This window comes from Rahnella bonaserana (genome assembly GCF_019049675.1).
Lineage (GTDB): Bacteria > Pseudomonadota > Gammaproteobacteria > Enterobacterales > Enterobacteriaceae > Rahnella > Rahnella bonaserana.
Map to the genome: position 1 here is coordinate 57,104 of NZ_JAFMOW010000053.1, position 26,659 is coordinate 83,762.

Genomic DNA, 26,659 nt, shown 5'->3' on the forward strand with positions numbered 1-26,659 from the left:
ATGGAGAGGATTACCGTAACGTTAGGGGAGCGTAGCTACCCCATTACGATTGCTGCCGGATTGTTCCACGATCCGGCTTCTTTTATGCCGGTAAAGGCAGGCGATCAGGTCATGATAGTGACCAATGAAACCCTCGCCCCTCTCTATCTGGACGCAATCTGTTCAGTGCTGGAGCAGGCAGGCGTTCGTGTTGATCAGGTGATTTTGCCTGATGGTGAACAATACAAATCCCTGGCTGTTCTAAATGACGTGTTTTCCGCGCTGCTTGAAAAGCCGCACGGACGTGATACCACGCTTGTCGCCCTTGGCGGCGGCGTTGTCGGAGATTTAACCGGCTTCGCCGCAGCCAGTTATCAACGCGGTGTGCGCTTTGTTCAGGTGCCCACCACGCTGCTTTCTCAGGTCGATTCCTCTGTTGGCGGTAAAACAGCGGTAAACCATCCCCTTGGGAAAAACATGATCGGCGCGTTTTATCAGCCTGCGTCGGTGGTGGTTGATCTCGACTGTCTGAGAACTTTGCCTGCCCGTGAAATGTCATCGGGTCTCGCGGAAGTTATCAAATACGGCATTATTTTAGATGCCGACTTCTTTACCTGGCTTGAAGACAACATGGACGCTTTGCTGGCGCTGGATATGAACGCGCTTGCTTACTGTATCCGTCGTTGCTGCGAGCTGAAAGCTGAGGTTGTGGCAGCCGATGAACGTGAAAACGGACTGCGCGCCTTGCTGAATCTGGGCCATACTTACGGCCATGCTATTGAAGCAGAAATGGGTTATGGCAACTGGTTGCATGGCGAAGCTGTGGCGGCCGGGATGGTGATGGCTTGTTATACGGCTCACCGTCTGGGGCAATTCAGTCTGGGTGATATTGCCCGGGTGAAAGCGTTACTGACTCGTGCGGGTTTACCGGTAACCGGTCCCGTAGAGATGGACGCCCCGTCTTATCTGCCGCACATGATGCGTGATAAGAAAGTGCTGGCTGGTGAGCTGCGTCTGGTTTTGCCAAAAGCCATTGGTCAGTCTGAAGTACGCTCCGGCGTATCACATGAAATGGTGCTGGCTTCGATTGAAGATTGCCGTTAAGACTGCGGCCATAATTTTGGCCAGATAACGACCGATTTCACCCATGCCAGCAAAGCTTTATTTTTAGTCAGGATAGTTGCTCCGCGTAAAGCCAGTTAAGGCTTTTAGCCGGGTTGGAGGTTTTAGATGGATGATTTAACACCGGAAGACGATCTCAAACCAGACACCAGCGATCGCCGCCCCCCGCGCGCCCGCAAACCGTCTCCTTCCATTCCAAAAGTTGCTGTTTCCCGCCAGTACGTGATGATCGGCATCGGTATTGTGGTGCTGGTCTTGCTGATTGTCGGCATCGGCTCTGCCATGAAGTCGCCAACATCCAATCAGCCAGCCCAGCAGAACAACGGACCGAAAGACATTAGTCTTGCCGGTAACGATGCAGCAGCGCCTGCTCAGCCTTCTGCCCAGGCTCAGGCCAATACGGCGCAGGCCATTAACGGTCAGCAACCTGCCGATGGCCAGCAACCGAAGAGTATCGGCTTACCGCCGGTTTCCTCCACACCAACTGAAGCCCAGCCAGTTCCGGATAATGGTCAGGCGAAAGAGCGTGTCGATTTGCCTGGCGATATGAGTGATGCGTTATCTTCTCAGCAAAATCAGGTGGATAATGCCGCGCAGGGTGGAATGAATCCTGCTGCGCAATCACTGACTTCTTTGCCAACAGCGCCGGCAACCGTGAACGGTTCTGCCCGCACTCAGGCTGCGGCCGGCTCTCAGCCATCCGCCTCGCATATCCGTCCGGCTCCGGTTGTTCGTAATCCGCAGACTGCGCACACGGCGAAACCAGCAGAGCACAAACCTGCTGCGACCAGCCAGACTGCCCATACAGCCAAACCGCAGGCTTCCAAATCATCGGCAACACCGGCTCCGTCGTCTTCTGTCGCGTCATCAGGCAGTTCATCGGCCATCAAGTCAGCGCCGGGTACACACTTTACCCTGCAATTAAGCGGTGCTTCTCAATCGAACTCGCTGAATGCCTTTGCTAAACAGCAAGGTCTGAAGAATTATCTGGTATATCAGACAGCCCGCGACGGGAAGCCGTGGTTTGTGCTGGTCAGTGGTAACTATGCTTCTTCTGCAGAAGCCAAACGTGCCATTTCCAGCTTGCCTGCGGAAGTTCAGGCGAAAAAACCGTGGGTCAAGCCTGTACATCAGGTACAGCAAGACCTGAAAAAATGAAACTGATCTCAACGCGATTTGCTGTCTAAAAACAGGATACAATCCGCGGCTGTGAATTGTATAAGTAGCTAACTGACGGCATGAAGAAGAACCGCGCGTTTTTGAAGTGGGCTGGCGGCAAATACCCGCTGATTGATGACATCAAACGTCATCTTCCGGCGGGAGATTGTCTGATTGAGCCTTTTGTTGGCGCGGGCTCGGTATTTTTAAATACCGAGTATGATGCTTATATTCTGGCGGACATCAACAACGACCTGATCAACCTCTACAACATTGTGAAGACACGCACTGAGGAATTTGTGCGTGATGCCCGTGTGCTTTTCACACCAGAGTTTAACGAGTCAGAGCGTTTTTACGTCCTGAGGGCTGAGTTTAATGCCAGCAGCGACCCCTATCGTCGTTCAGTGCTTTTCCTCTATCTCAACCGCCATTGTTACAACGGCTTGTGCCGTTACAATCTCAGTGGGGCATTTAACGTGCCTTTCGGCCGTTATAAAAAGCCGTATTTCCCGGAAGAAGAACTCTACTGGTTTGCTGAAAAAGCAAAAAATGCAGTATTTGTGTGTGAGCATTATCAGGACACTTTGCTGAAAGCACAGGTTGGCGCTGTGGTGTATTGCGATCCTCCGTATGCCCCGCTTTCTGCGACAGCAAATTTTACGGCTTACCACACCAACAGTTTTAGTATGGATGATCAGCGCAATCTGGCGCGGCTGGCGTATCAGCTTTCCCATGAAAATGACGTGCCGGTGCTGATTTCCAACCACGAAACACCACAAACGCTGGAATGGTACGCACAGGCGGTTCTGCATCGCGTTTCGGCGCGGCGTACCATCAGCAGTAAAGTTGCAAAACGCAGCCTGGTGAATGAACTTTTAGCGCTCTACCGGTGATTGCCGTTCAGCGGTGATCCACGGATAACCCTATCGTTTGGAGAAGCGGATGAAACAGTTTTTGATTGCACCGTCCATTCTGTCGGCTGACTTTGCCCGTCTGGGTGAGGACACAGCCAAAGCACTGGAAGCTGGCGGAGATGTTGTCCATTTTGATGTAATGGATAACCACTACGTACCTAATCTGACGATGGGGCCGGCGGTACTGAAATCGCTGCGCAACTACGGCATTACGGCACCGATCGATGTTCACCTGATGGTTAAACCGGTGGATCGCATTATCCCGGATTTTGCCGAGGCCGGTGCGACTTACATTACCTTCCATCCGGAAGCCTCAGAACACGTTGACCGTTCGCTGCAACTGATTAAAAGTCATGGCTGTAAAGCCGGTCTGGTGTTTAACCCGGCGACATCCCTGAGTTATCTCGATTACGTGATGGATAAACTCGATGTGATCCTGCTGATGTCGGTAAACCCGGGTTTTGGCGGTCAGTCGTTTATTCCGGGCACACTCGATAAACTGCGCCAGGTTCGTAAAATCATTGATGCCAGCGGTTATGACATTCGTCTGGAAGTTGACGGCGGTGTGAAGGCCGAAAATATCGGTGAGATTGCCGCTGCGGGCGCGGATATGTTCGTGGCCGGTTCAGCCATCTTCAATCAGCCGGATTACCGTACGGTTATCGATCACATGCGCAGTGAGCTGGCTAAGGCCACCCATGACTGAGCCACTGAAAGCCCGCGGTTTAGGCTTTGATCTGGACGGCACGCTGGTTGACAGCGCGCCCGGTCTTTGTGAAGCGCTGGATAAGGCGCTGCAAGATTTTAATTTGCCTGCCGCAGGCGTTGAGCGCCTGAGCACCTGGATTGGTAACGGTGCGGATATCATGGTTGAGCGCGCCGTGCGCTGGGCCGAAGGCGATTTATCACCTGAGTTTCTGCAGAAAGTGCGCGATAAATTCGATCACTATTATGCCGATACCGCCGCGGGCGGCAGCCGTTTGTACCCGCAAGTTAAAGAGACGCTGGCCGCTCTCGCCGCCGCCGGAATTCCGATGGGGCTGGTGACTAACAAACCTACGCCTTTCATCGCGCCGTTATTGCAATCGCTGGGTATCGACAGCTATTTCACCGTGGTGATTGGCGGTGACGATGTCGTGGCGAAAAAACCGCACCCGGCACCGGTCTATATGACGTTAGCGTTGCTCGGATTACGTGCCAGTGAAATGGTATTCGTGGGCGATTCCCGCAATGATATTCATGCTGCACAGGCCGCAGGCTGCCCGTGTGTCGGCATGACCTACGGTTACAACTACGGTGAAACTATCGCGCTGACCAAACCCGATCGCGTACTGGATAATTTTGCCGACCTTTTGCCCACACTTGGGCTGTCATCTTTAAAAGATCAGGAAGCATAAAATGAGTAAACCCATCGTATTTAGTGGCGCACAGCCCTCCGGCGAATTGACCATTGGCAACTACATGGGTGCGCTGCGTCAATGGGTCAAAATGCAGGACGATTACGAATGTATTTACTGCATCGTCGATTTGCACGCGATCACCGTGCGTCAGGATCCTGAAAAACTGCGCAAAGCGACACTCGACACGCTGGCGCTGTATCTGGCCGTCGGCATTGATCCGAAGAAAAGTACCATCTTCGTGCAGTCTCAGGTTCCTGAACACAGCCAGCTGAGCTGGGCACTGAACTGCTACACCTATTTTGGTGAGCTGGGTCGTATGACACAGTTTAAAGACAAGTCTGCCCGCTATGAGACCTCCAACAGCGAAAGCATCACTGCCGGTCTGTTCGACTATCCGGTGCTGATGGCCGCTGATATTCTGCTTTACCAGACCAATCAGGTGCCGGTTGGTGAAGACCAAAAACAACATCTGGAGCTGAGCCGCGATATCGCCGCCCGTTTCAACGCGCTGTATGGCGATGTATTTACTGTGCCTGAGCCGTTTATTCCGAAGTCTGGTGCGCGCGTGATGTCCCTGCAGGAACCGACCAAGAAGATGTCCAAGTCTGATGACAACCGTAAAAACGTCATCGGTCTGCTGGAAGATCCGAAAGCGGTGACCAAGAAAATCAAAAGCGCGATGACCGATTCTGAAGAGCCGCCAGTCATCCGCTACGACATTAAGAACAAGCCGGGTGTTTCTAATCTGCTGGATATTCTTTCCGGCGTTACCGGCAAAGCGATTCCTGAGCTGGAAGCGGAATTCGAAGGCCAGATGTATGGTCATCTGAAAGGCGCAGTGGCTGAAGCTGTTTCAGGCATGCTGACCGAAGTGCAGGAGCGCTTTAACCGCTTCCGCAGTGACGAAGCTTACCTGCAGCAGGTGATGAAAGAGGGGGCTGAGAAGGCCCGCGCCCGCGCCCGCGTGACGCTGAAAAAAGCCTACAATGCTATCGGCTTCGTCAGCTACGAATAATTCTGGTTCAGTATCAAATCCAAAAACCACGTCTCTGGACGTGGTTTTTTTATTGTCAGGGCATCACGAACCGGCACTGAAGTTATAGGTAAATGTCGCATTATAACGCCAGTCTCGGGAGGTGCTGTCCAGCGGTGCATCACCGATGGGTCTCGCGGCTTCCACGGATAACGTGTAGTGACGTTTATCGCCAAACATCACACCGATGGCGTAAGACGACAGATTTTGCTTCGGTAATCCCTGCTGATTGAAACCAGTATGCGCGGCATCTACCACAGCGTAAGGCTGAATGGTTTTCAGCCACACTCCCTGTTCCAGGGTATGGATATAGCGCATTTCTACCTGCCCGCCGACGCCGTAATCCCCCTGCGCATCGCTGTCAGGATAGCCGCGCCCGTAATGCAGGGCACCGAAATTCACCCGCTCAGGTTCCGGCAAATCATTGTCCGACCAGTCACCTTCAACCGACGCGCTGAGCCGCCATTTTTTATCAAACAGATAAGCCGAGTCACCGTTAAATTTCCAGCGGGTAAAAGTCAGATCGGCGTTGGGTGTCGAATTGGTTGCGCCGAGCCCGTCAATTCCCTGACGAACGTTAAACGTCGTATTCCAGTAAGCCTGATCGTATTCACGATATCCGGTCAGGGAAAGATCGGCTGCCGGATAGCGTATCCGCTGGTTTACCTGCGGTAATTGCAGTTTCTGATCACCGAGTCTTGCCAGTAAATCGTACTCATATTTCTTATCGAGATAATCCAGACCGCCGCTGACCGTCCACTGTTTTTTCCGTGTCAGCTGTAACGGATAACTGAATACCACGCCACCGTTGTATTGCGTTTGCTTATCCTGTGAGCCCACAGTGATGCCGTTGGGCAGGAACAAGATAGTGTTGTAATCCTTGTCTTTTTGCTGGTAATAGCTGCCTTTAAGCTGCATCAGCAAGCCATCGTCACCGAGATATTGCTGATAGTTCACACCGGCATAAGTTTTGCGGGTGTCACTTTCCAGCGGGATTAATGTCGCAATACCCAGTTGCTCGCCATAGGTGCTCAGGCCGCTCAGTGTGGCGTTCACAACGGCAGAACTGTCACCTTTGCGGGTATCTACGGCGGTGGCGATATTCCAGTTTCGCGGGCGTGTGGCGTCGACATTAAGCGTGGTGGCGCCGTAAATGTTATCCGGGTTTTTAGCTGAGGCGTTGATTTTGGTATCGGGAGTGCGTTGCATGAGCAGGGTGTAACGCTCGAAGGTATCCTGCGTCAGCGGTTTCTCCGCCATGATATGTTGCGATAATTTACTCAGCCAGCGGCCAACCTGCTGATTGTCGCTGTGGATTTGGGTTCCGGAAATGTACCCCTCGACCAGACCAATCTTCAGTACGCCATCTTTGAAATTATCCGCCGGAATGTAGGCATACGAGAGGATAAAACCGTCGCGATGATAGCGCTGCGTGATGGAATTTGTCGCGGCCAGCAGTGACGATATCGGCACTTTCTTACCCACAAACGGGGCGAATGGCGCGGCCAGCGAATCCAGCGGATACTGAGTGCCGCCGACAAACTGAATGTGTTTCACATCAACCAGCGTCTGAGGCGTCAGGCCTGGCGCTGAATCTTTTGCGGATGACGAGTGAGGGGGGAGATTAATTTTTTGTGATTTGGCCGGAGGCTGGGAAACAGGCTCAGCCAGTTTGGCCGGGTTATTCGGGTCAATCAAAGTGGGAAACATATCTGCCGAACTGTAACCAATGGCAGAACCTAATAAAGCCACTATGCAGGATTTTATTCTCATAAACATTCCTTTGAACGCACAGGCAAAAGTTGAAGCCGGGAACGCAAACCCGCTCTCCGCCAGAGCCGGAGAACGGGCTTATTACCACGAAAGGTTATTGTGTTTTATTCAACTTCAGCCCGAGCCCGCCGGTAAGTCCGCCAACGGTGGTTCCCACGCCAGCGAGTAAACCGCCGGACTGAGAAACTGACGCGCCAGCGCCTGCCGAGATGCCGCCTGAATTACTGGCAGTAGTGGTCGTGCTGCTGCTGGCCGGAACCAGGATCGTACCGGTTTTGGAAACGGCCTGTCCGGTATCCGTAACCACGGTACCCAGTCCTGCCAGCGCGGGCGTGCTGGTGGAAAGTTGTGTCCCTGCGCCACTCACGGTGGTGCCGACCTGATTCAGCAAGCCATTAACCGGTGTGCCGAGACCCGTCGCGCCGCCCACGGTTTGAGTGGTGTTTTGTACTTGTGCGACAACAGGCGTGACTACGCCGGTTGCAGCCGTCGTCACGCCCGAAAGCGCACCGCTTTGCACATTGGTCGCTAATCCGTTACCCGTCGTCGTTACGACTTTCCCGACATTATTGACCAGTCCGCCGACTCCCGTTGTGACTCCGCTGACCGGGGTTCCGGTTGTATTCGCTGCCAGCGAGGTGCCCAGACCCGACACACCGGTGCCTAAATCAGCCACGGCAATGGGAACACCGGCAACGGTAGTTCCGATGGCATTAGGATTGGTGCCCAGTTGTCCCACGCCGTTTTGCACACCGCTGCCAACGGCCGTCACGGCTTTCCCTGTACTGTCTATGATGGTGACGACGCCGGTGCCAGCGACCGGAATACTACCGACCGGTGTCTGGCTGGCGATACTGCTGACCTGTGTCCCCAGGCCACTGACTGCTCCACCCGCACTGCTCAGGATGGTGCCGGTAGTGAGTGTGGTAGACGGGGTGCCTGTCCCGGTTCCAGTGCCAGTGCCCGTTCCTGTACCTGTACCCGTTCCTGTACCCGTCCCGGTACCTGTTCCGTTCCCCGCGGTGGTGGTGCCATCACCTGTCGTGGTGGTGCCTGTTCCTGTGCTGGTACCGTTGCCTGCGGTAGTGGTTCCGTCACTGCCTGAAGTGGTTCCATCACCGGTGGTTGCTGATCCGGTAGTGGATGTTTTTGCCGTATGAGAAGAACCGCCGCCGCCGCTGCCGCTACAGGCAGCCAGTGACAGGGCGACTAAGATTGCCAGGGCAATCTTGTTAACATGACCAACATGAATGGTATGGCGCATGATTTGACCCTCCACGGGAGATTACGCCACAGTTGGCGTAATTAAAGTTTAAGTTGAAGATTCTGAATATTCCATTTGGTAGCGGTGATTATTTTGAATTTGGACTGATACAGGTGAGATAACAGGAATTATATTCTGTTATAAGATTTATCTTATAAGTGCAGGGAGAGAAGTGAATCTGAATTCACTTCTCTGAATTGATTAATAAAATAAATGGAGTTTTTTTGTACAGAAGGGCATCACAGACAGGTTTCGCTGGCAAACCAGTTAAGTTTCGGGCGTAAACTCACTACGGTACCCACAATGATCAAACTCGGGCTCTGTACTTGTTTCGCCAAAATTTCGAGTTCAGTGAGATTGCCGGTGACCACGCGTTGCGTCTGACTGGTGCCGTTTTCGATCAGTGCGACAGGCGTTTCTGCTGACAGACCGTTTTCCAGCAGGCGACGCTGGATCTCAGAGGCCTGCGTCAGCCCCATATAAAACACCAGCGTTTGCTGACCCTGAGCCAGACAGGCCCAGTCTAAAACGCCATCCTGCTTTGCATGACCGGTTATGAGCCGCACGCTTTGTGCGTGATCGCGATGGGTCAGCGGAATGCCGCTATACGCTGAGCAACCGGACGCCGCGGTGATGCCCGGCACCACGGAAAATGCGATACCTGCGGCTTTCAGTGCTTCCAGTTCTTCGCCGCCACGGCCAAAGATAAAGGGATCGCCGCCTTTAAGTCGGACAACGCGTTTGCCCATTTGCGCCTGTTCCAGCAGGATTTCGTTGATACGCTCCTGCGGCACACAATGATGCCCGGCGCGTTTGCCGACAAAAATACGCTCAGCGTCACGACGTATCAGTTTCATCACACTGTCGGAAACCAGCCGGTCGTAAACCACCACATCGGCCAGTTGCATCTGCTGCAAACCTTTGAGTGTCAGCAATCCGGCATCACCCGGACCGGCACCGACCAGAATGACTTCCCCATGTTTATCAACCGATTCGCTGAACAGTTCTTCGAGGTATTGTCCGCTTTGTGCCTCGTCATTATTCGCCAGCGACTGCGCCAGACGATGATGATTGAACAACTTTTCCCACCAGCGGCGGCGCTCAGAGGCCTCGGGAAAGTGCGCTTTCACGCGAGCCCGCAATCCGCCCGCCACCTGTGCCAGTTTGCCCAGATGTTGCGGCAAAATGGATTCCAGGCGCTCACGCAACAAACGTGCCAGCACCGGCGCATTACCGCCGGAAGACACCGCGATCATCAGCGGTGAACGGTCGATGATCGACGGCATGATCACGCTGGCGCTTTCAGGGGCATCGACCACATTACAGAATACGCGGCGGTGTTCAGCGGCTTCGCTGACTTCCTGATTCACTAAGTCTGAATCGGTCGCCGCGATCACCAGCCATTTTTCGTCGACCAGCAACGGGGAAAATTCGCCTTTCAGCAGCCGGACTTTGCCCTCCTCAGCCCAGATCTGAAATTGCGACGTGAAGGTGAGGGCGTTAACCGTCAGTTTTGCACCGGCATCCAGCAGCAGGCGCGCTTTACGTTCAGCCACGTCACCGGCACCGACCAGCAAACAGGCTCTGTTTTTTAACTGACAAAAAAGGGGCAGGTAATCCATAGATAATCTTCTCTGAGATGGCGCGATTTGATACGGCGTTCTTTTGACGACATTATTTAAAATAAAGAACAACGCCGCCCGGAGGCGGCGTGGAAAGCGCGGAGTTTAGCTGGTTTGCGCCTGAAGACTGGCGGTATTCAGTTCAACATTGCCGTCGCGGACACGCACGTCGTAGGCGGAAATTGAATACGCTTCATCTTCCATACAAAGGCCGTCTGTCAGGCGAAAATGTTGTTTTTTCAGCGGGCTGGCCACCCAGAGTTCGCCCTGGTGTTCTGCGATAATCCCGCGTGACAGCACGCTGGCCTGCGCGAAAGGATCGATATTCGACAGCGCAAAAATCTGCTCGCCGGCATACGGACGGAACAGCGCGATTTGCTGTTCGCCCGCCAGCGCACAAACGCCGCAACCTGGCAGGATCTGATCGACAGAACAAAGCGTTAACCACTGGCTCATAATACTTCCTCCCCGTCAGCGATTTGTTTAACCGGAATACGCTCGTCCGGACGCGCCGGACGATGCTGCTGACGCTCACCGACGAATTGCACATTCGGGTCGCGCTGGCTGCTGTTGATAAAGTGGGTAAAGCGGGTTTGCGCCGCCGGGTCATTCAGCGTTTCCTGCCACTCGCAAACGGCGGATCCACGCAGGCGTGCCAGTTCAGCTTCCAGCTGATCGTTTAGCCCGAGTTTGTTATCGATGACGACTTTACGCAGGTAATCGATGCCGCCTTCAAGGTTGTCCATCCAGACTGACGTGCGTTGCAGCTTATCGGCGGTACGGATGTAGAACATCATGAAGCGATCGAGGTAACGCAGCAGGGTATCGTTATCCAGATCGGCTGCCAGTAAATCGCCGTGACGAGGTTTCATGCCGCCGTTACCGCAGACATACAGGTTCCAGCCATTTTCCGTCGCGATAATCCCGACATCCTTGCCCTGCGCTTCGGAACATTCACGGGTACAGCCGGACACGCCGAACTTCATTTTGTGCGGCGTACGGATGCCTTTATAGCGGTTTTCCAGGCTGATGCCGAACCCGAGGCTGTCGCCCACGCCGTAACGGCACCAGGTGCTGCCGACGCAGGTTTTCGCCATACGCAACGCTTTAGCGTAGGCCTGACCGGTTTCGAATCCGGCGTTAATCAGTTTCTGCCAGATGGCCGGTAAATCGTCTTTCTGTGCGCCGAACATGCCGATACGCTGCGAGCCGGTGATCTTGGTGTAAAGATGATATTCAGCCGCGATTTCACCGATGGCCTGCAACCCTTGCGGCGTGATTTCACCACCCGGTGAGCGGGGGATCACGGAATAGGTGCCGTCTTTTTGCATGTTGGCGAGGAACACGTCGTTGGTGTCCTGCAGCGGCGTGTGCTGCGGTTTCAATATGTAATCGTTCCAGCAGGAGGCCAGCAGTGAACCGACGGTCGGTTTACAGACTTCACAGCCGTAGCCTTTACCGTATTTGTTCAGCAATTCGTCGAACGAACGGATACCTTCCACGCGGATCAGGTGGTACAGCTCCTGTCGCGAGTAAGCGAAGTGCTCGCACAGATGATGATTAACTTCGATACCTTGTTTGCTCAGTTCGGCATTAAGAACCTGTGTCACCAGCGGAATACAGCCACCGCAGCCGGTACCGGCTTTGGTCGCAGATTTCAGTGCCGTCACGGTATGGCAGCCGCCCTGAACCGCTTTGATGATGTCGCCTTTGGTGACGTCAAAACAGGAGCAGATTTGCGCGCTTTCCGGCAAGGCATCGGTACCTATTACCGCGCCACCGCTGCTGCCTGCGTGGGCTGGCAGGATCAGCGCGTCCGGATTTTCAGGCAACGGAATGCTGTTCAGCACCAGTTGCAGCAGATTGCCGTAATCGCTGGTATCACCCACCAGCACCGCGCCGAGCAACGTTTTATTATCTTCGCTGACCACCAGACGTTTATAGAGCGCTTTGCTTTCATCGAGATAAACGTAGCTGCGCGCGCCCGGTGTGCGTGCGTGCGCATCACCGATACCGGCGACATCTACGCCTAACAGTTTCAGTTTGGCGCTCATGTCTGCGCCGGTGAAGGCGTTATCGCGACCGAGTAAATGGTCTGCCGTGACCTGCGCCATTTTGTAGCCCGGCGCGACCAGACCGAAGGTGCGCTGATTCCACGACGCACATTCGCCGATGGCGTACACGTCAGGATCGCTGGTCTGGCATTGATCGTTAATCACGATGCCGCCGCGCGGGGCAATTTCTAAATCACACTGGCGCGCCAGTTTGTCCTGCGGACGGATACCGGTGGAGAACACGATGAAATCGACTTCGAGGAAAGTGCCGTCGGCGAATTCCATCGTCTTACGGGCTGACGTACCGCCCTGAACAATCTGTTTGGTATTTTTGGCGGTATGAACCTGCACACCCATGCTTTCGATTTTCTGACGCAGCTGGCTGCCGCCCATGACATCAAGTTGTTCGGCCATCAGACCGGGTGCGAATTCAACAACATGCGTTTCAACGCCGAGATTTTTCAGCGCACCCGCAGCTTCGAGGCCAAGTAACCCGCCGCCGACCACGGCACCGCGTTTGCTGCGACGGGCGCAGGATTCAATCGCATGTAAATCTTCAATGGTGCGGTAAACAAAGCAATCCTGGCTGTCAGAGCCGGTGATCGGCGGAACCCACGGGTAGGAGCCGGTCGCGATGATCAGTTTGTCGTAAAATACCGTCCGGCCGCTGCTGGAATGAATGACTTTTTCCTGGCGGTTGAGTGTAATGGCGCGTTCGCCGATCAGCACCTTGACGTTGTGCTTTTCGTAAAATCCTTCACGAACCAGTGACAGTTCTTCGGCGGTATGATGTGAAAAATAGGAGGAAAGATGGACGCGGTCATAGGCCACGCGCGGCTCTTCACATAATACCGTGATGTCGAACTGACCCGGTTCTGCTTTATCCAGTAAGTCTTCGATAAAGCGATGGCCGACCATGCCGTTGCCAATAATCGCGAGTCTGACTTTGCTCATAATTGCCTCAATTTTGATTTTCTGAGGCTAAACATAACGCGCGCGAAACGGGGGGTATTGATGCAAATCAAGCTGCTCCCAATATACTCCTTAGTGAGTATTTGACTGATTTCATTGGGTTTTTGTGTAACCTTTCGATTTATAAACACTTTCAGGCTATTGTTCTAAGACGGGCTTTAAAATCACTGACGGTGAAGTCTTTCTAAAACGATGAGGTAATGCGTGACGAAAACTCCTTTGCGTATCATTAAAAATGTACGCCTGCCTGACCGGGAAGGGTTGTGGCAGATAGATATCGAAGACGGCGTCATCCGCCATATCGCTTCGCAGCTGGATAATGCCGATTACGGCGAACATATCCTGGACGCGGAAGGCGGTCTGGCAATACCTCCTTTTATCGAGCCTCATATTCATCTCGATACTACGCAGACTGCGGGGCAGCCTGCGTGGAATCAGTCCGGCACCTTATTTGAAGGCATTGAACGCTGGGCGGAACGCAAGGCGTTGCTGTCGCACGAGGACGTCAAACAGCGTGCATGGCAGACGCTGAAATGGCAAATCGCCAACGGCATTCAGCATGTTCGCACGCACGTTGATGTTTCCGACCCGACGCTCACCGCACTGAAAGCAATGCTCGAAGTGAAAGCCGAAGTCGCGCCGTGGGTGACGTTGCAAATTGTGGCGTTCCCGCAGGAAGGCATAATGTCTTACCCGAACGGCGAAGCCTTGCTGGAAGAGGCGCTGAAGCTAGGCGCGGACGTGGTCGGCGCTATCCCGCATTTTGAATTCACCCGCGAATACGGCGTGGAATCTCTGCACAAAACTTTCGCGCTGGCGAAAAAATACAATGCGCTTATCGACGTGCATTGCGATGAAATTGACGATGAACAGTCGCGTTTTGTCGAAACTGTCGCGGCACTGGCGCTGCGGGAAAACATGGGCGCACGCGTCACCGCCAGCCACACGACGGCGATGCATTCTTATAACGGCGCTTACACCTCGCGCTTATTCCGTCTGCTGAAGATGTCGGGGATTAACTTTGTCGCCAATCCGCTGGTGAATATTCATCTGCAGGGACGGTTTGATACCTATCCGAAACGCCGCGGCATTACGCGCGTCAAAGAGATGCTGGATGCCGGCATTAACGTCTGTTTTGGTCATGACGATGTGTTCGATCCGTGGTATCCGCTGGGCACTGCCAGTATGTTGCAGGTGCTGCACATGGGGCTGCATGTTTGCCAGCTGATGGGTTATCAGCAAATTGATGACGGGCTGAAGCTGATTACCACTTACAGCGCGCGCACCATGAATCTTGACGGTTACGGTCTGGAAAGTGGCAATGCCGCCAGCCTGGTGATCCTGCCGGCAGAAAGCGGTTTTGATGCGGTACGCAGGCAAGTCCCTGTGCGTTATTCCATCCGGCAGGGCTCGGTGATAGCTGAAACTCAGCCTGCGAAAACGACTATCCATCTCGATAAAGATTATCCCGTTGATTTCAACAGCTAACCGTTGAGAAAGTGATAGTAACAATTTGAAATATCTGAAAAAGTTGCTGTGAAGCGTAAATAACCGTAAAGGTCTGGCGCTGAGCGTAAAGGCTCTTTAGAATCAGTAGGATCTGTTGTTTGTATTTTCAAGAAAGGAATTGTCATGTTTAAACGTACTTTGGTGGCCTTAACTGCGCTGCTCTCCATGACCGCGATGTCGCCGGTTTTTGCTGCCGGTCAAACCCATGTCATGCTGACCACTTCAGCAGGGAACATCGAACTGGAACTCGACAGTGCTAAAGCACCGGTTTCTGTGAAGAATTTCGTTGATTACGCCCAGAGCGGATATTACAACAACACCATTTTCCACCGCGTGATCCCAGGCTTTATGGTTCAGGGCGGCGGCTTTACTACTGACATGCAGCAGAAAGCGACTAAAGAGCCGATCAAGAACGAAGCCGACAACGGCCTGCGCAACCTGCGTGGTACTGTTGCGATGGCGCGTACCGCTGACAAAGACAGCGCAACCAGCCAGTTCTTCATCAACGTGGCGGATAACGCTTTCCTGGATCACGGTCAACGTGATTTCGGCTATGCCGTATTCGGTAAAGTCATCAAAGGTATGGACGTGGTAGACAAAATGTCACAGGTGAAAACGGACAACGTCGGGCCTTACCAGAACGTGCCGACCACGCCGATTGTGATTTTGTCTGCGAAAGTGCTGCCTTAATTACTCAGCCTTTCCGTTCCTTTCTGCAGTACAAGAAAAAGCCTCCGCCAGCCGGGGGCTTTTTCTTGCCCATTTGACGCCCCTTAAATTCTGGATTGCTCATGGGGTAAAGATCTTCACACCCCACTTCATATTCCCTCGGTCATCTTCAGATTTAACTTCCTCCATCGATTCTTGCATTATGCTTAGGCACTCTAGCGCGGGAGCACCAGCTCTTATCAATGACTCAGACGCTAATTTGTAATACAACAGCGTGGAGTTTCGCGTGTAATTCATATCGACTGGAAGAGCACACGCCGCACCAGTCCCAAAGCGCTGGACGAGTAAATCATCGTCCTTATCCATTGCGTCCGTAGCCCTTAGAGTGGGGACAGGATTTTTAAGCAAAGCAAACCCTATTGCCTCACTCAATTCGGCTGATTGCTCGTCATTTAGAGAGCTGGTGATGCGTTTTATTGTGGTTGGCAACTGCTGCAACGTTTGAGCATTTCCATTCTGGATATCAGCTATCAGCGCTTTACTCACGGCGTGAGCGCAGATTGGTAATGTTGCCAATGGAAGTAATAGCGCCAATAGCCGAAGTTTGTTCACTCTACAACCTCCAAATTGCTGTCGCCCGAATTCAATATCCGGTTGCGCGTGGATGGTCCCAAAATAATGCATCCTTCAGACGCGAATCCAGGCGTTGACGGTGGTCGTTTTTCACCGTGTATTCTGAAAAGAGAACGACCAAACGACTCGCCAGATCTTTGCTCAAGATTGATCGTCATCGGTCCCTTAGAGTTCGTATAGCCCGTTATCTGATATGTACCGCGGGGCAACGGCCCCATCCCTTTTACTTGCTGACGGGATGGGTTGTTTTTGTTTGTCAGTGACCCAGAATATCCTGTGTCGACGTGGACTCCATTATGGAAAATCTCACCTGTACTTTGATGATAGACCCAAGTCATTGTGTTTCCTTACGCGCTTTGGCGGACGTTCCAGCTATCTGAGTGAATGATGTTCCCATCAAGATACTTCCAGGTGATTTTTTCGTAATGCAACTGAACGCACTCAAGATGATTTCTGGCCTTGCCGTATACAGATTTGACGTCGTACATAATCGGGATCATAGCCGTAACTCTTGCCCCTCAAGAAGTACGTTCATGTACTCATCTTCTTGGCCGGCATCATTGATTCGGTAATATCTAAACTCAGCAGATTTGAATTTTTGACCGGTTGTGATCGCCTTGTAGAGGTATGGAGTCGAAGAATCAATTTCTTTATTGATTAGGAAGGGCTGGTGGATTCTGGTGCCTGTAATTTTTCCGGTGAGATTGTCGGTCGGCATTGATACATCGTGCAATAGAGAAACAACTTCGATGCTGCCTTCGCGATCTATCACATCAACAGACCCCCGGATATCTGAACCTCCGTCATCCTTGAGCCACAAGTAAATGGGTATTGCCATTTTCATAAATTCCTTTTTAAAAGAGAGCCAACACGTTATGCCTGCGTTGTTTGATAAACAATTAGCTGGGTTTGGAAAATGGAATTTTCAGAGGTTTATTATTGATGATTGGGGGACTGTAAAAAGTAACTTTTTCTGCTAACACGTTTAAGCTGAAACGCATCAGCTGATGGGCCGATAAGCATGTCTGATATCTCAGTTTTGTCTGCAATTTCCCACTGACTACAAGGCTTTTTGCGAAACCTGGCACGTTACTGCCTGCTGTTCAGTATTAAAACCGCTCAACTTGAAGGCTGTCACGTTTTTAGTCTTTGTGGGTTTGTAGGCTGAATTGCTTTTGGGCTAAATCAATTCAGCAAAAAGGAGTTATTGTGAAAAAATTACTCGTTACCGGGATCGTTATGGGCCTTTTTTCGTGGCAGGCTGCGGCACAAACTATTGTGCTGACGGATGCTGAAGCCGGTACTGAACTGGGAAACTGGAAGACAGATAACAAGAGGCTGAACATTGCAGGTACGGATTTCAGCATCGAACAAAAAGTCCTGCATGGCGGTAAGCAGGAAGGATCAAAGGTCATCACAATTACCAGTAAAGGGCTGACTATCGCCCTCAGCCCGACCCGGGGCATGGATTTGCTGCATGTCACCGGCGATAACATTCGTTTGGGCTGGGATTCACCTGTTCAGGAAGTAGTGAATCCGGCCTATATCAACCTTGAAAGTCGTAACGGCGTGGGCTGGCTGGAAGGTTTCAATGAAATGATGGTACGGTGCGGCTTTGAATGGACCGGGCATCCTGTCACCGCCGACGCCATGATTTATACGCTGCATGGCCGCGCCGGAAATACACCAGCCTCCAAAGTGGAGGTCGAGATCGCTGATAAAGCGCCGTATGAAATCACCGTCCGCGGTCTGCTGAAGGAGGACACTTTTAAAAAGGCGAAGCTGGAAACCTGGACTGAGCTGCGCTACGTCCCCGGCAGCCATTCGTGGACCATTCATGACACCCTGACTAACCAGTCTGATTATCCGCACGATTATCAGATTATTTATCACAGCAATTTCGGTCAGCCGATCCTGGAAGAGGGTGCCCGTTTCATCGCACCACTGAAATCGATTTCTCCGTTTAACGAGTACGCCAAAAAAGGGCTGAATGACTGGCAGACTTACGCCGGGCCTGCCAAAGGCTTCGATGAAATGGTCTTCAATATGGTGCCGCTAGCCGATGCGCAGGGCAAAACCATTGCCGGTGTGGTGAACAAAGCGGGGAATAAAGGGGCATCGATTGAATTTGATACCCATCAGTTGCCATTACTGACGTTGTGGAAAAACACCGATACCCTGAAACAAGGCTATGTGACAGGCATTGAACCGGGTACCAATTATGCCTATCCGGTGACCATCGAACGTGAACAGGGACGGGTAAAACAGCTACAGCCGGGACAGAGCACCGTCTTTGAACTGAAATACTCTCTGCTGCCGGATGCTAAAGCGGTACAACAGCTTGAAGAACGGGTGAAAACCTTGCAGGCAGACCACAAAACAGATGTCAGCGATAAACCCATCGCTGTTGAATAATCCTAGTTTAGGGCGCAACGACCGGCGCCCTTTTTTCTCTGTCTATACTTAACTCCACAAGGTATGCGCCCGAATGGCGGTAACCAGGGAGGAAATATGGCGAAGAAACTGACACTCAGACAGCAGGAAAAACTCTTTCGCGAACGTCAGCGGCAGAACTTTCAGGCCAGCAGCGCGCTGGATGGCCTCGAGGTGGAAGTCGTGTCTCTGGATAACGAGAAAATCGCACAACGTCTGGCCGAACTGAGGGGGCACTATGAACGATAAACTCCTGGACGGTGCGGATCCTTATTATTATCCCGGCATCAATGTCCTGAAAAACTCTCTCGAAATTCGTGAAGCGCACCGGCTGCAACAGGCTGAACTGGCCTTTACCGCGTTACGGGCTGCGGCGATGCCACTGGGCCCGGCGGTTATGGGGTTGCCACATCTGTGCGCCATTCACCTGTCGCTTTTTCAGGATATTTATCCGTGGGCCGGGGAGTTTCGTGAGATCGACATTTACAAGGACGATACCCAGTTCTGCCATTTCGGTTATATCGAAAATGAAGGCAACGCCCTGATGCAGGAGCTTGAGGAAGAAGAGTTTTTGGTCGGTTTGCCGCTGGATAAACTTGCCGAGCGCCTGGCTCACTATTATACCGGCCTGAATCTGTTGCATCCTTTTCGCGAGGGCAACGGGCGGGTGCTGAGAATTTTTGTAGAGCAGCTGGTTATCCACGCCGGATATGATATCGACTGGTCTAAAATCAGCCGTGAACGCTGGCTGTCTGCCAATAAAACGGCAGTGTTTGGTGATGAAACGGATCTGGTCGCCATCTTCAATGAAGTGATCAGTGAAATCGATGACGAACATTGATCCGCAAGATCAGAATGACAAAATGCTGAAGCCTGTGCTGAAAAATGCGTAGAATTGCCCGGTAAATTTTCGACTTTTACCGGGAACACTATGCTGCTGCTGATCGACAACTACGACTCATTCACCTACAACCTCTATCAATATTTTTGCGAACTTGGCGCAGAGGTGAAAGTGATGCGTAACGATCAGCTGACGCTGACCGATATTGAGCAACTTGCCCCGTCGCATCTGGTGATTTCTCCCGGTCCCTGCACACCCGATCAGGCAGGCATCTCCCTGCAAGCCATCACGCATTTCTCCACCCGTTTGCCGATCCTTGGCGTGTGCCTCGGGCATCAGGCCATGGCGCAGGCGTTCGGCGCGAAAATCGTACGGGCGCGTCAGGCGATCCACGGTAAAACGTCGCCGGTTCGTCATACCGGTCAGAGCGTATTTACCGCGCTGAATAACCCCCTGACCGTCACCCGCTACCATTCCCTGGTGGTCGCCCCCGACACGCTGCCGGACTGTTTTGAAGTCACCGCCTGGACAGAACGCGATGGCGGACGCGATGAAATCATGGGCATCATGCACAAAACCTTACCGCTGCATGGGGTTCAGTTCCATCCGGAAAGCATTCTGAGTGAGCAGGGGCATCAGCTTCTGGATAATTTCCTTAAAATTTAACCGCTTAATTCCTCGTTAACATCGCTGCAAAAATTACTTACCCATCCGGTGCGATTTCTGTTTGCCTGCGGGTGATTTTTTATGCATATTTTATGATTATATTTTCATATCACTATTAGTAAGGGCGAAGGGTTATGGCAGAGAAATCAGCGGTAGATCGGGGCACGTTCGACAAAGTGATTTTGCCGGTTTATTCACCTGCGAAATTTATTCCCGTCAAAGGTAAAGGCAGTCGTGTGTGGGATCAGCAGGGCACCGAATACGTTGATTTTGCCGGTGGTATCGCGGTAACGGCGCTCGGGCATTGCCATCCGGCGCTGGTAAAAGCGTTGCATGAACAGGGCGAAACCTTGTGGCATGTCAGCAACGTGTTTACCAACGAACCCGCGCTGAGACTGGCTCAGAAGCTGATCGACGCAACCTTTGCAGACCGCGTATTTTTTGCCAACTCCGGCGCTGAAGCCAATGAAGCCGCGTTTAAACTGGCGCGTTATTACGCTTCCCATCGCCACAGCCCGTACAAAAGCAAGATCATCGCTTTCCATAACGCTTTCCATGGCCGTACCTTGTTTACCGTTTCCGTCGGCGGTCAGCCGAAATATTCCGATGGCTTCGGCCCGAAACCTGCCGATATTGTCCACGTGCCGTTCAACGATCTGGACGCAGTGAAAGCCGTCATCGACGATCACACCTGTGCGATCGTTGTCGAACCCGTTCAGGGCGAAGGCGGAGTGACACCTGCCACCAAAGAATTCCTGCAAGGGCTGCGTGAACTTTGCGATAAACATCAGGCGCTGCTGGTGCTGGACGAAGTCCAAAGCGGTATGGGGCGTAGCGGTAAGTTGTTCAGCTACATGCATTACGGCGTGACGCCGGACATTCTGACCACCGCGAAAGCGCTGGGCGGCGGTTTCCCGGTTTCAGCCATGCTGGCAACTGAAGAAGTCGCCTCGGTGATGGAGCCGGGCAAACACGGCACCACCTACGGCGGTAACCCGCTGGCCTGTGCCGTCGCCGAAGCCGCACTGGATATCATCAATACGCCAGACGTGCTGGCCGGTATCAAAGAACGCCGCGAGAAATTTATCAGTGCGCTGGAAGCCATCAATCAGAAATATCACATCTTCAGCGAGTTCCGGGGGCAGGGACTGCTGATCGGCGCTGAGCTTTCTGACGCATATAAAAATCGCGCGGGCGAGTTCCACGCCGCCGCCGCCGAATGCGGCCTGATGATGCTGGTCGCCGGACCGAACGTGATGCGGTTTGCACCCTCGCTGGTGATTGATTTCGCTGACATTGAAGAGGGGATGGAGCGGTTTGAGAAAGCAGTGGGGAAAGTTTGTGGGGGGTGAGCCCCACGGCCCCATCTTTGCAACTGACTGAGTAAATTTCGGTTTCTCAATAACGGTTATCACAAGGCCTTTTGCGCCGAAACCGAGCAGAGGGGAAAGGCTTTTCCCCTCTGCACTCCCCTCGCTTTTTTACTGCGCGCTGCCGCAGGCACGACGGACATATTCCGGTGCATTAGTGAGTGGCGCAAAATGTCATCGCTACGCGATTCCCGAATTTCAGGCTTCGAGCCATAGGTCTCGAACCGTTCATTCGGTGCCATTTTTGAGAACGCCAATCGACATTTCTAAAAGATAAAACCATTCTGCTTTTGAATTTAGAATCCTGCGGGCGTTTCAGAAATCTTGCTGAACGGAGCGGCTTCGAGACCAGTGGCTCGAAGACCGAGAGAAGGAACCGCAAAGCGGCAAGATTTCCAGCCTTTCGCAGTGATACCTGAAACATAGCCAGCGAGCGGAGCGCGTGTTGAAAAAGCGAGGGGAAATCCAAAAGGGGAAAAGCACTTTCCCCTTTTGGGCGGTTTCGGCGCAGCGCGTTAAGTGATCCCCGTACTTGAGAAACCGAAACTTTCTCAATCCGTTTTAAGCCGTCAGTGCGTGGCATCCGCACTTGAGAAACTGAAATATTCGCAATTTCAAAAAGCAGTCTGGCTGTAAGCCAGTAAAAAGGGGATTTAAAAGGGGCAATCCCCTTCACGTTCACGCCTTCCGCGTCAACCAGATCCCATGATGTGGTCTCTGCTTCCACGCCAGTGACGAAATGGTATGCATCACGCTGAGATGCGAAATCACACGCCGCAGGTGGCGTTCCATCTCGGTCAGTGGCATATCAGGATGCAGTTCAGGCGCATTGAACAGGTTGTTCTCGCTGCCTGGCCCGTCGTAAAGCAGCCGTTGCTGACAGCTTTGCAACGCGATTTCGCAGGTCTGTAAATACTCCGTCGCCAGTTTCTCCGGCAGCATGTAATGCTCGCGGGCGAGGATGGTCATCGCATTAATATGTTCGACCACAAACTGACTGTGCGTCACCCACAGGCGCATGTCCGCCAGATAATGCGAGTTGAAGCCCGGTTCCTGCATCGCCTGATTGAGCGAAGTGAACAGCTTATTGTGCGCCTGATTAACCTGCATGCGGGTGTAGGCGAGCTTCGAGGCATCCGGGTTTTCTTCAAGCAGTAAGCGGATGGCATCCTGATACGTTTCCAGCGCCTGGTGCGCGTTCTGGCGCAGTAATCCGCTTTGCCATTGTGGCCACAGCCAGATGGTGCCACCGAAAGCCAGCGCGCAGCCGATCAGCGTATCCACCAGCCGCGGTACCAGGAAATGCACGCCGTTCATGGCCAGAAGTTGCAGGGTATATACCGCCGTCACCGTCATACCGACCATAGCCAGACCGTAGTTTTTGCGCAAAACCGTATAGGATAACAGCGTAATCAGCAGCATGCATAACAGCGTGGTGCCTTCCGGCAGCTCCAGTTTTAACAATCCTGAGGCAATCAGCAATCCGGCCAGCGTACCCAGCGCACGGTGCTGGATCCTCACCCGCGTCGCGTTATAACCGTTCTGGCTGACCAGCATGATGGTCAGCAAAATCCAGTAAGGTTTAGGCAGGTTGAAGAACAGTCCCAGGCTGCTGCCAATCGCCAGAATGATCCCCAGACGGGCGGCATTGCGCAGGGCGACAGATTTAAACGAGAGATAACTTTTCAGCGCAGGCCAGAACGGTAAACGCGGCTGAGTGTTCATCAGGTCGCGGCGGTACAGCGGGCGCTGTGTCCGCAGCAGGCGCGCAATGCGGCTGAAGTGGTAATAGCAAAACTGGCCGACAGGGTTCTCGGGATTACGCGCGGCGATTTTCTCCAGCGCGGCCAGCTCGTTGGCCATCGTAAACCGTTCGGATAAACGGTGATAAAGAATGTCGTCGGCGATGACCCGCAGACGTGCGGAAATCACCTGGGCATTACGGCGTATAACCGCTTCGGCGTGGCTTTCTTCCACCAGTTTCTGCACTTCTTCCGGCTGGTGCAGGCTCACTGTGATGTGTTCCTGCAAATCGAGCGCGACCTGAAAACGCTGGAACAGCCGTTTGTGGTGATGGTGATGTCCGTTTTGCGGCAGCATGTGCAATTGCTGATAAAGCAGGGCAATCAGGTCAATGACCTGCTGCTGGCGCGTCAGCAGCGGTGGTAACGCGGTTTCAGGATCGGTGTGTTGCGTCAGCAGGCTGTATTTAGCTTCGAAGTAATCCGCGAGTTGCAGATAGAGCTGACTGAGCGTTTCGCGCATCGGCTGTTCTTCCGAAATACGAAACCACGCCCAGTTAAACAATCCGTACCAGGCCGTGCCGGCGGCGAAAAGCACCGGTGCCTGCCACATCGGACGCAAGCCAACCATGCTCAGCGTGAAGATGGTCGCGACCAGTGCACCGGGCAACAGACGTGCATGCAGCGGGCTGATTTCACCGGTCACGCCTAACAGCAAGGCCAGCGACAGCATGATGAGCGGCAGGGGAATGTGCCAGTTTTCCAGCATGACTTGCAGCAGAATACTGCTCACGGCAAAGAGCGTTCCGCCAATAATCAGGCGTTTGAAAAAGCGTTTGTGCGGAGTATCCAGGCCCGCAACATTGCAGCAGGCAGGACAAAGAGAGAACAGCAGCCCCATTTGCAGATTGCCGAACAACCAGCAGATACCAACGGGCAGGCACAACACCAGCGTCTGGCGCAGCGCGTAGTTAACTTCCGGGTGGTAAAACAGTCTTCGCCAAAGCGTCATGGATAAAGCTTAGCCCATAAAAAAGGCGCGACAGTGTTCTGCCGCGCCGATTTTTGAGGGATTAACGTGTGCCGTAAACGACAATCGTTTTACCGTGTGCGGAGATCAGACTTTGATCTTCCAGCATTTTGAGAATACGTCCGACTGTTTCACGTGAACAACCGACGATTTGGCCGATTTCCTGACGGGTGATCTTGATTTGCATCCCGTCCGGATGGGTCATCGCATCAGGCTGTTTAGCCAGATTAAGCAGAGTTTGAGCGATACGCCCTGTTACGTCGAGGAAGGCCAGGTTGCCGACTTTCTCTGACGTCACTTGCAGACGGTTTGCCATCTGCGCGGAAAGACGCATCAGAATATCCGGGTTAACCTGAATCAGCTGGCGGAATTTTTTATAAGAAATTTCAGCCACTTCACAGGCAGTTTTTGCACGAACCCACGCACTACGTTCCTGACCTTCTTCGAAGAGTCCCAGCTCGCCGATGAAGTCACCTTGGTTAAGGTAGGACAGTATCATTTCTTTGCCTTCTTCATCCTTGATAAGGACAGCAACTGACCCTTTCACGATGTAGTAAAGCGTTTCGGCTTTTTCACCCTGGTGAATCAGCGTACTTTTAGAAGGATACTTATGTATATGACAGTGAGACAGGAACCATTCGAGAGTCGGGTCTGTTTGTGGCTTGCCGAGAACCATTTGCTATTATCCTCTGTTGTTATCGCTGCCCAAAATCACAGGGCTCAGAGTTCCCTGTATGGCACCTCATAAAAAAAGCGCCCTTTCAGCATATAACTCCCCAGAAATGCTGCAAGCGGGTGTCGGAGTGAAACAGCCTGATTATTGCCGTTATCACCGTGGGTTCTGTTCTTAAACCGCGAAAACCGTCACCGCAATTCACTGGAAAGTATGTTTCGGCTTTGTTTGTAACACAGGTTTGTGATGCTGTCTTCTGTTGTCTCGCTTCAGCATGATGGCGATCGGGTTACGTTGCCAGATTTTAGGTGAAAGGGTACTCTGGGAGCGGAATTCGACGACTTTATTCACCGGGAGAATAGTTCATGCACGCACGCGTAAAATGGGTAGAAGGGCTGACGTTTTTAGGCGAGTCAGCGTCAGGCCATCAGATTTCTATGGATGGCAATGCGGGCGATAAAGCACCCAGCCCGATGGAAATGTTACTGATGTCCGCGGGTGGTTGCAGCGCGATTGATGTGGTGTCTATTTTGCAAAAAGGCCGCAACGATGTCCGTGACTGCGAAGTGAAACTGACGTCACAACGTCGCGAAGAAGCGCCGCGCCTGTTCACGCACATCAATCTGCATTTTATCGTCACCGGTAAAGATCTCACCGATAAGATTGTTGAACGCGCAGTGAGCCTGTCTGCCGAAAAGTACTGTTCAGTGTCCCTGATGCTCGGCAAAGCGGCGACTATCACGCACAGTTTTGAAGTGGTCGACGTCGAATAATTTACGACCAGTCATACGCGTGGCACTGGCTGCGCAATAAATCCAAAAATCGCCGCGCGGCAAACGTCAGCGGATGTTCACACCTGACGATGACGCAGAAGGGCTTATCCGCCCGTTACTCGATCTTTTTCCCTTCCATCAGGCGCTGCACCAGCGGCGCCATAATCAGCTCCATCGCCAGTCCCATTTTCCCGCCCGGAACCACCAGCGTTTTAATGTGTGAGATAAACGAGCCCTGCAACATCGCCAGCAGATAGGGAAAATCAATGTCATCCAGCCCCTGGAAGTGGATCACCACAAAGCTTTCATCGAGGGAGGGAATGGCTTTTGCCGCAAACGGGTTCGAGGTGTCGATGGTTGGAACCCGCTGGAAGTTGATGTGCGTGCGGGAAAACTGTGGCGTGATGTAACTGATGTAGTCATCCATCGAACGTACGACGGAATCCATCACGGCTTCGCGGGAATGTCCGCGCTCGCCGGTATCGCGCACCAGTTTCTGGATCCACTCAAGGTTGACGATGGGCACCACGCCGACCAGTAAATCAACCTGCGCGGCAACGTCAATGTTGTCTGCGACAACACCTCCGTGCAGCCCTTCATAGAACAGAATGTCAGTCGGTTCCGGCAGCGCCTGCCATGGCGTGAAGGTGCCCGGCACCTGATTGTAGGGAACCGCTTCGTCATAAGTATGCAGATATTTGCGCGAGCGACCGGTACCGGTTTTACCGTACTCGATAAAACTTTTTTCCAGCAAACCAAAGTCGTTGGCTTCCGGTCCGAAATAGCTAATGTGACGTCCAAGGTCACGTGCCTTGCGGATTGCCGCATCCATTTCGGGGCGGGTGAAATGGTGAAAGCTGTCGCCTTCCAGCTCAGCGGCACGCAGGCCAAGCTGCTGAAATATTTTACGAAATGCCAGGCTGGTGGTGGTGGTGCCTGCTCCGCTGGAGCCGGTAACTGCAATAACAGGATGTTTTGCTGACATAGTCGGACTTACTCCATAAACGTCACGCCATATTGCCCTTCAGG

The 26,659-nt window shown here is 52.8% G+C and carries 25 protein-coding genes and 1 pseudogene; 14 read left to right on the forward strand and 12 right to left on the reverse strand.

All coding sequences use genetic code 11. The annotated features are described in order from the left end of the window. The 6 genes from aroB (at position 1) to trpS (ending at position 5,588) form a co-directional block, all read left to right on the forward strand. Positions 1–1,083, forward strand: a complete 1,083-nt coding sequence (gene aroB / locus J1778_RS04550; RefSeq protein ID WP_217172180.1) for a 3-dehydroquinate synthase — start codon at positions 1–3, stop codon at positions 1,081–1,083. Between the two features lie 126 nt (positions 1,084–1,209). Then, positions 1,210–2,259, forward strand: coding sequence for an SPOR domain-containing protein (locus tag J1778_RS04555; protein WP_217172181.1), 1,050 nt, complete (start codon positions 1,210–1,212; stop codon positions 2,257–2,259). Between the two features lie 80 nt (positions 2,260–2,339). Further along, positions 2,340–3,152 carry an adenine-specific DNA-methyltransferase gene (dam, locus tag J1778_RS04560; RefSeq protein ID WP_217172182.1) on the forward strand — a complete coding sequence of 271 codons (813 nt, stop codon included), beginning with the start codon at positions 2,340–2,342 and terminating at the stop codon, positions 3,150–3,152. A 49-nt stretch (positions 3,153–3,201) separates the two neighbouring features. Next, positions 3,202–3,879, forward strand: coding sequence for a ribulose-phosphate 3-epimerase (gene rpe, locus J1778_RS04565; RefSeq protein WP_217172183.1), 678 nt, complete (start codon positions 3,202–3,204; stop codon positions 3,877–3,879). Continuing rightward, a complete protein-coding gene (locus J1778_RS04570) occupies positions 3,872–4,570 on the forward strand; it encodes a phosphoglycolate phosphatase (protein ID WP_217172184.1) in 699 nt (232 codons plus the stop codon). Before rpe ends, J1778_RS04570 begins: the two co-directional genes overlap by 8 nt. A gap of 1 nt (position 4,571) precedes the next feature. After that, complete coding sequence (trpS, locus tag J1778_RS04575; RefSeq protein ID WP_217172185.1) at positions 4,572–5,588, forward strand: tryptophan--tRNA ligase; 1,017 nt, start codon at positions 4,572–4,574, stop codon at positions 5,586–5,588. A gap of 63 nt (positions 5,589–5,651) precedes the next feature. Here the strand turns inward: trpS and J1778_RS04580 are convergent, their stop codons facing one another. The 5 genes from J1778_RS04580 to nirB form a co-directional block, all read right to left on the reverse strand. Continuing rightward, entirely contained in the window at positions 5,652–7,379 is a 1,728-nt protein-coding gene (locus J1778_RS04580) for a ShlB/FhaC/HecB family hemolysin secretion/activation protein (protein ID WP_217172186.1), read from the reverse strand. Positions 7,380–7,473: 94 nt separating this feature from the next. Continuing rightward, on the reverse strand, positions 7,474–8,643 hold the full coding sequence (locus J1778_RS04585; protein ID WP_217172187.1) for a collagen-like triple helix repeat-containing protein: 1,170 nt from the start codon (positions 8,641–8,643) through the stop codon (positions 7,474–7,476). 239 nt (positions 8,644–8,882) lie between these two features. Beyond that, positions 8,883–10,265, reverse strand: a complete 1,383-nt coding sequence (cysG, locus tag J1778_RS04590) for a siroheme synthase CysG (RefSeq protein WP_217172188.1) — start codon at positions 10,263–10,265, stop codon at positions 8,883–8,885. Positions 10,266–10,370: 105 nt separating this feature from the next. Next, on the reverse strand, positions 10,371–10,721 hold the full coding sequence (gene nirD, locus J1778_RS04595) for a nitrite reductase small subunit NirD (RefSeq protein WP_217172189.1): 351 nt from the start codon (positions 10,719–10,721) through the stop codon (positions 10,371–10,373). Next, positions 10,718–13,273, reverse strand: a complete 2,556-nt coding sequence (gene nirB, locus J1778_RS04600) for a nitrite reductase large subunit NirB (protein ID WP_217172190.1) — start codon at positions 13,271–13,273, stop codon at positions 10,718–10,720. Before nirB ends, nirD begins: the two co-directional genes overlap by 4 nt. Positions 13,274–13,495: 222 nt before the next feature. Between nirB and J1778_RS04605 the strand changes: the two genes are divergently transcribed. Next, entirely contained in the window at positions 13,496–14,779 is a 1,284-nt protein-coding gene (locus J1778_RS04605; RefSeq protein ID WP_217172191.1) for a cytosine deaminase, read from the forward strand. A 144-nt stretch (positions 14,780–14,923) separates the two neighbouring features. Then, positions 14,924–15,490 (forward strand): peptidylprolyl isomerase A, encoded by a 567-nt coding sequence (ppiA, locus tag J1778_RS04610; RefSeq protein WP_217172192.1) that lies wholly within the window; start codon positions 14,924–14,926, stop codon positions 15,488–15,490. A 99-nt stretch (positions 15,491–15,589) separates the two neighbouring features. Here ppiA and J1778_RS04615 read toward each other — a convergent pair whose 3' ends face one another. The 3 genes and pseudogenes from J1778_RS04615 to tssD form a co-directional block, all read right to left on the reverse strand. After that, complete coding sequence (locus J1778_RS04615; RefSeq protein ID WP_217172193.1) at positions 15,590–16,081, reverse strand: hypothetical protein; 492 nt, start codon at positions 16,079–16,081, stop codon at positions 15,590–15,592. Next, complete coding sequence (locus J1778_RS04620) at positions 16,078–16,440, reverse strand: tlde1 domain-containing protein (protein WP_112288621.1); 363 nt, start codon at positions 16,438–16,440, stop codon at positions 16,078–16,080. Before J1778_RS04620 ends, J1778_RS04615 begins: the two co-directional genes overlap by 4 nt. Positions 16,441–16,449: 9 nt before the next feature. After that, positions 16,450–16,940 (reverse strand): annotated as a pseudogene (tssD, locus tag J1778_RS04625) (type VI secretion system tube protein TssD). A 371-nt stretch (positions 16,941–17,311) separates the two neighbouring features. On the opposite strand from tssD, the gene J1778_RS04630 reads away from it, so the two are divergent. From J1778_RS04630 to argD, 5 genes are all read left to right on the forward strand, one after another. After that, on the forward strand, positions 17,312–18,517 hold the full coding sequence (locus J1778_RS04630; protein ID WP_217172194.1) for an aldose 1-epimerase family protein: 1,206 nt from the start codon (positions 17,312–17,314) through the stop codon (positions 18,515–18,517). Between the two features lie 96 nt (positions 18,518–18,613). Continuing rightward, positions 18,614–18,784 carry a YhfG family protein gene (locus tag J1778_RS04635; protein WP_112288617.1) on the forward strand — a complete coding sequence of 57 codons (171 nt, stop codon included), beginning with the start codon at positions 18,614–18,616 and terminating at the stop codon, positions 18,782–18,784. After that, complete coding sequence (locus J1778_RS04640; RefSeq protein WP_217172195.1) at positions 18,774–19,376, forward strand: putative adenosine monophosphate-protein transferase Fic; 603 nt, start codon at positions 18,774–18,776, stop codon at positions 19,374–19,376. Before J1778_RS04635 ends, J1778_RS04640 begins: the two co-directional genes overlap by 11 nt. Before the next feature lie 90 nt (positions 19,377–19,466). Further along, positions 19,467–20,042: an aminodeoxychorismate synthase component II gene (locus J1778_RS04645; protein WP_217172196.1), complete on the forward strand. Its 576-nt coding sequence runs from the start codon at positions 19,467–19,469 to the stop codon at positions 20,040–20,042. Positions 20,043–20,176: 134 nt separating this feature from the next. Continuing rightward, entirely contained in the window at positions 20,177–21,394 is a 1,218-nt protein-coding gene (gene argD, locus J1778_RS04650; protein ID WP_217172197.1) for a bifunctional acetylornithine/succinyldiaminopimelate transaminase, read from the forward strand. A gap of 172 nt (positions 21,395–21,566) precedes the next feature. Here argD and J1778_RS04655 read toward each other — a convergent pair whose 3' ends face one another. From J1778_RS04655 to crp, 3 genes are all read right to left on the reverse strand, one after another. Next, the gene (locus tag J1778_RS04655) at positions 21,567–22,088 is read right to left on the reverse strand and encodes a hypothetical protein (protein ID WP_217172198.1); all 522 of its coding nucleotides are present in this window, start codon (positions 22,086–22,088) and stop codon (positions 21,567–21,569) included. Between the two features lie 2 nt (positions 22,089–22,090). Further along, the gene (locus J1778_RS04660; protein WP_217172199.1) at positions 22,091–24,166 is read right to left on the reverse strand and encodes a YccS/YhfK family putative transporter; all 2,076 of its coding nucleotides are present in this window, start codon (positions 24,164–24,166) and stop codon (positions 22,091–22,093) included. Positions 24,167–24,227: 61 nt separating this feature from the next. Next, entirely contained in the window at positions 24,228–24,860 is a 633-nt protein-coding gene (gene crp, locus J1778_RS04665; protein ID WP_013573634.1) for a cAMP-activated global transcriptional regulator CRP, read from the reverse strand. A 362-nt stretch (positions 24,861–25,222) separates the two neighbouring features. Between crp and J1778_RS04670 the strand changes: the two genes are divergently transcribed. Then, entirely contained in the window at positions 25,223–25,630 is a 408-nt protein-coding gene (locus J1778_RS04670) for an OsmC family protein (RefSeq protein ID WP_217172200.1), read from the forward strand. Positions 25,631–25,745: 115 nt separating this feature from the next. Here the strand turns inward: J1778_RS04670 and J1778_RS04675 are convergent, their stop codons facing one another. Continuing rightward, a complete protein-coding gene (locus tag J1778_RS04675) occupies positions 25,746–26,615 on the reverse strand; it encodes a phosphoribulokinase (protein WP_217172201.1) in 870 nt (289 codons plus the stop codon). Positions 26,616–26,659: the final 44 nt, after the last annotated feature.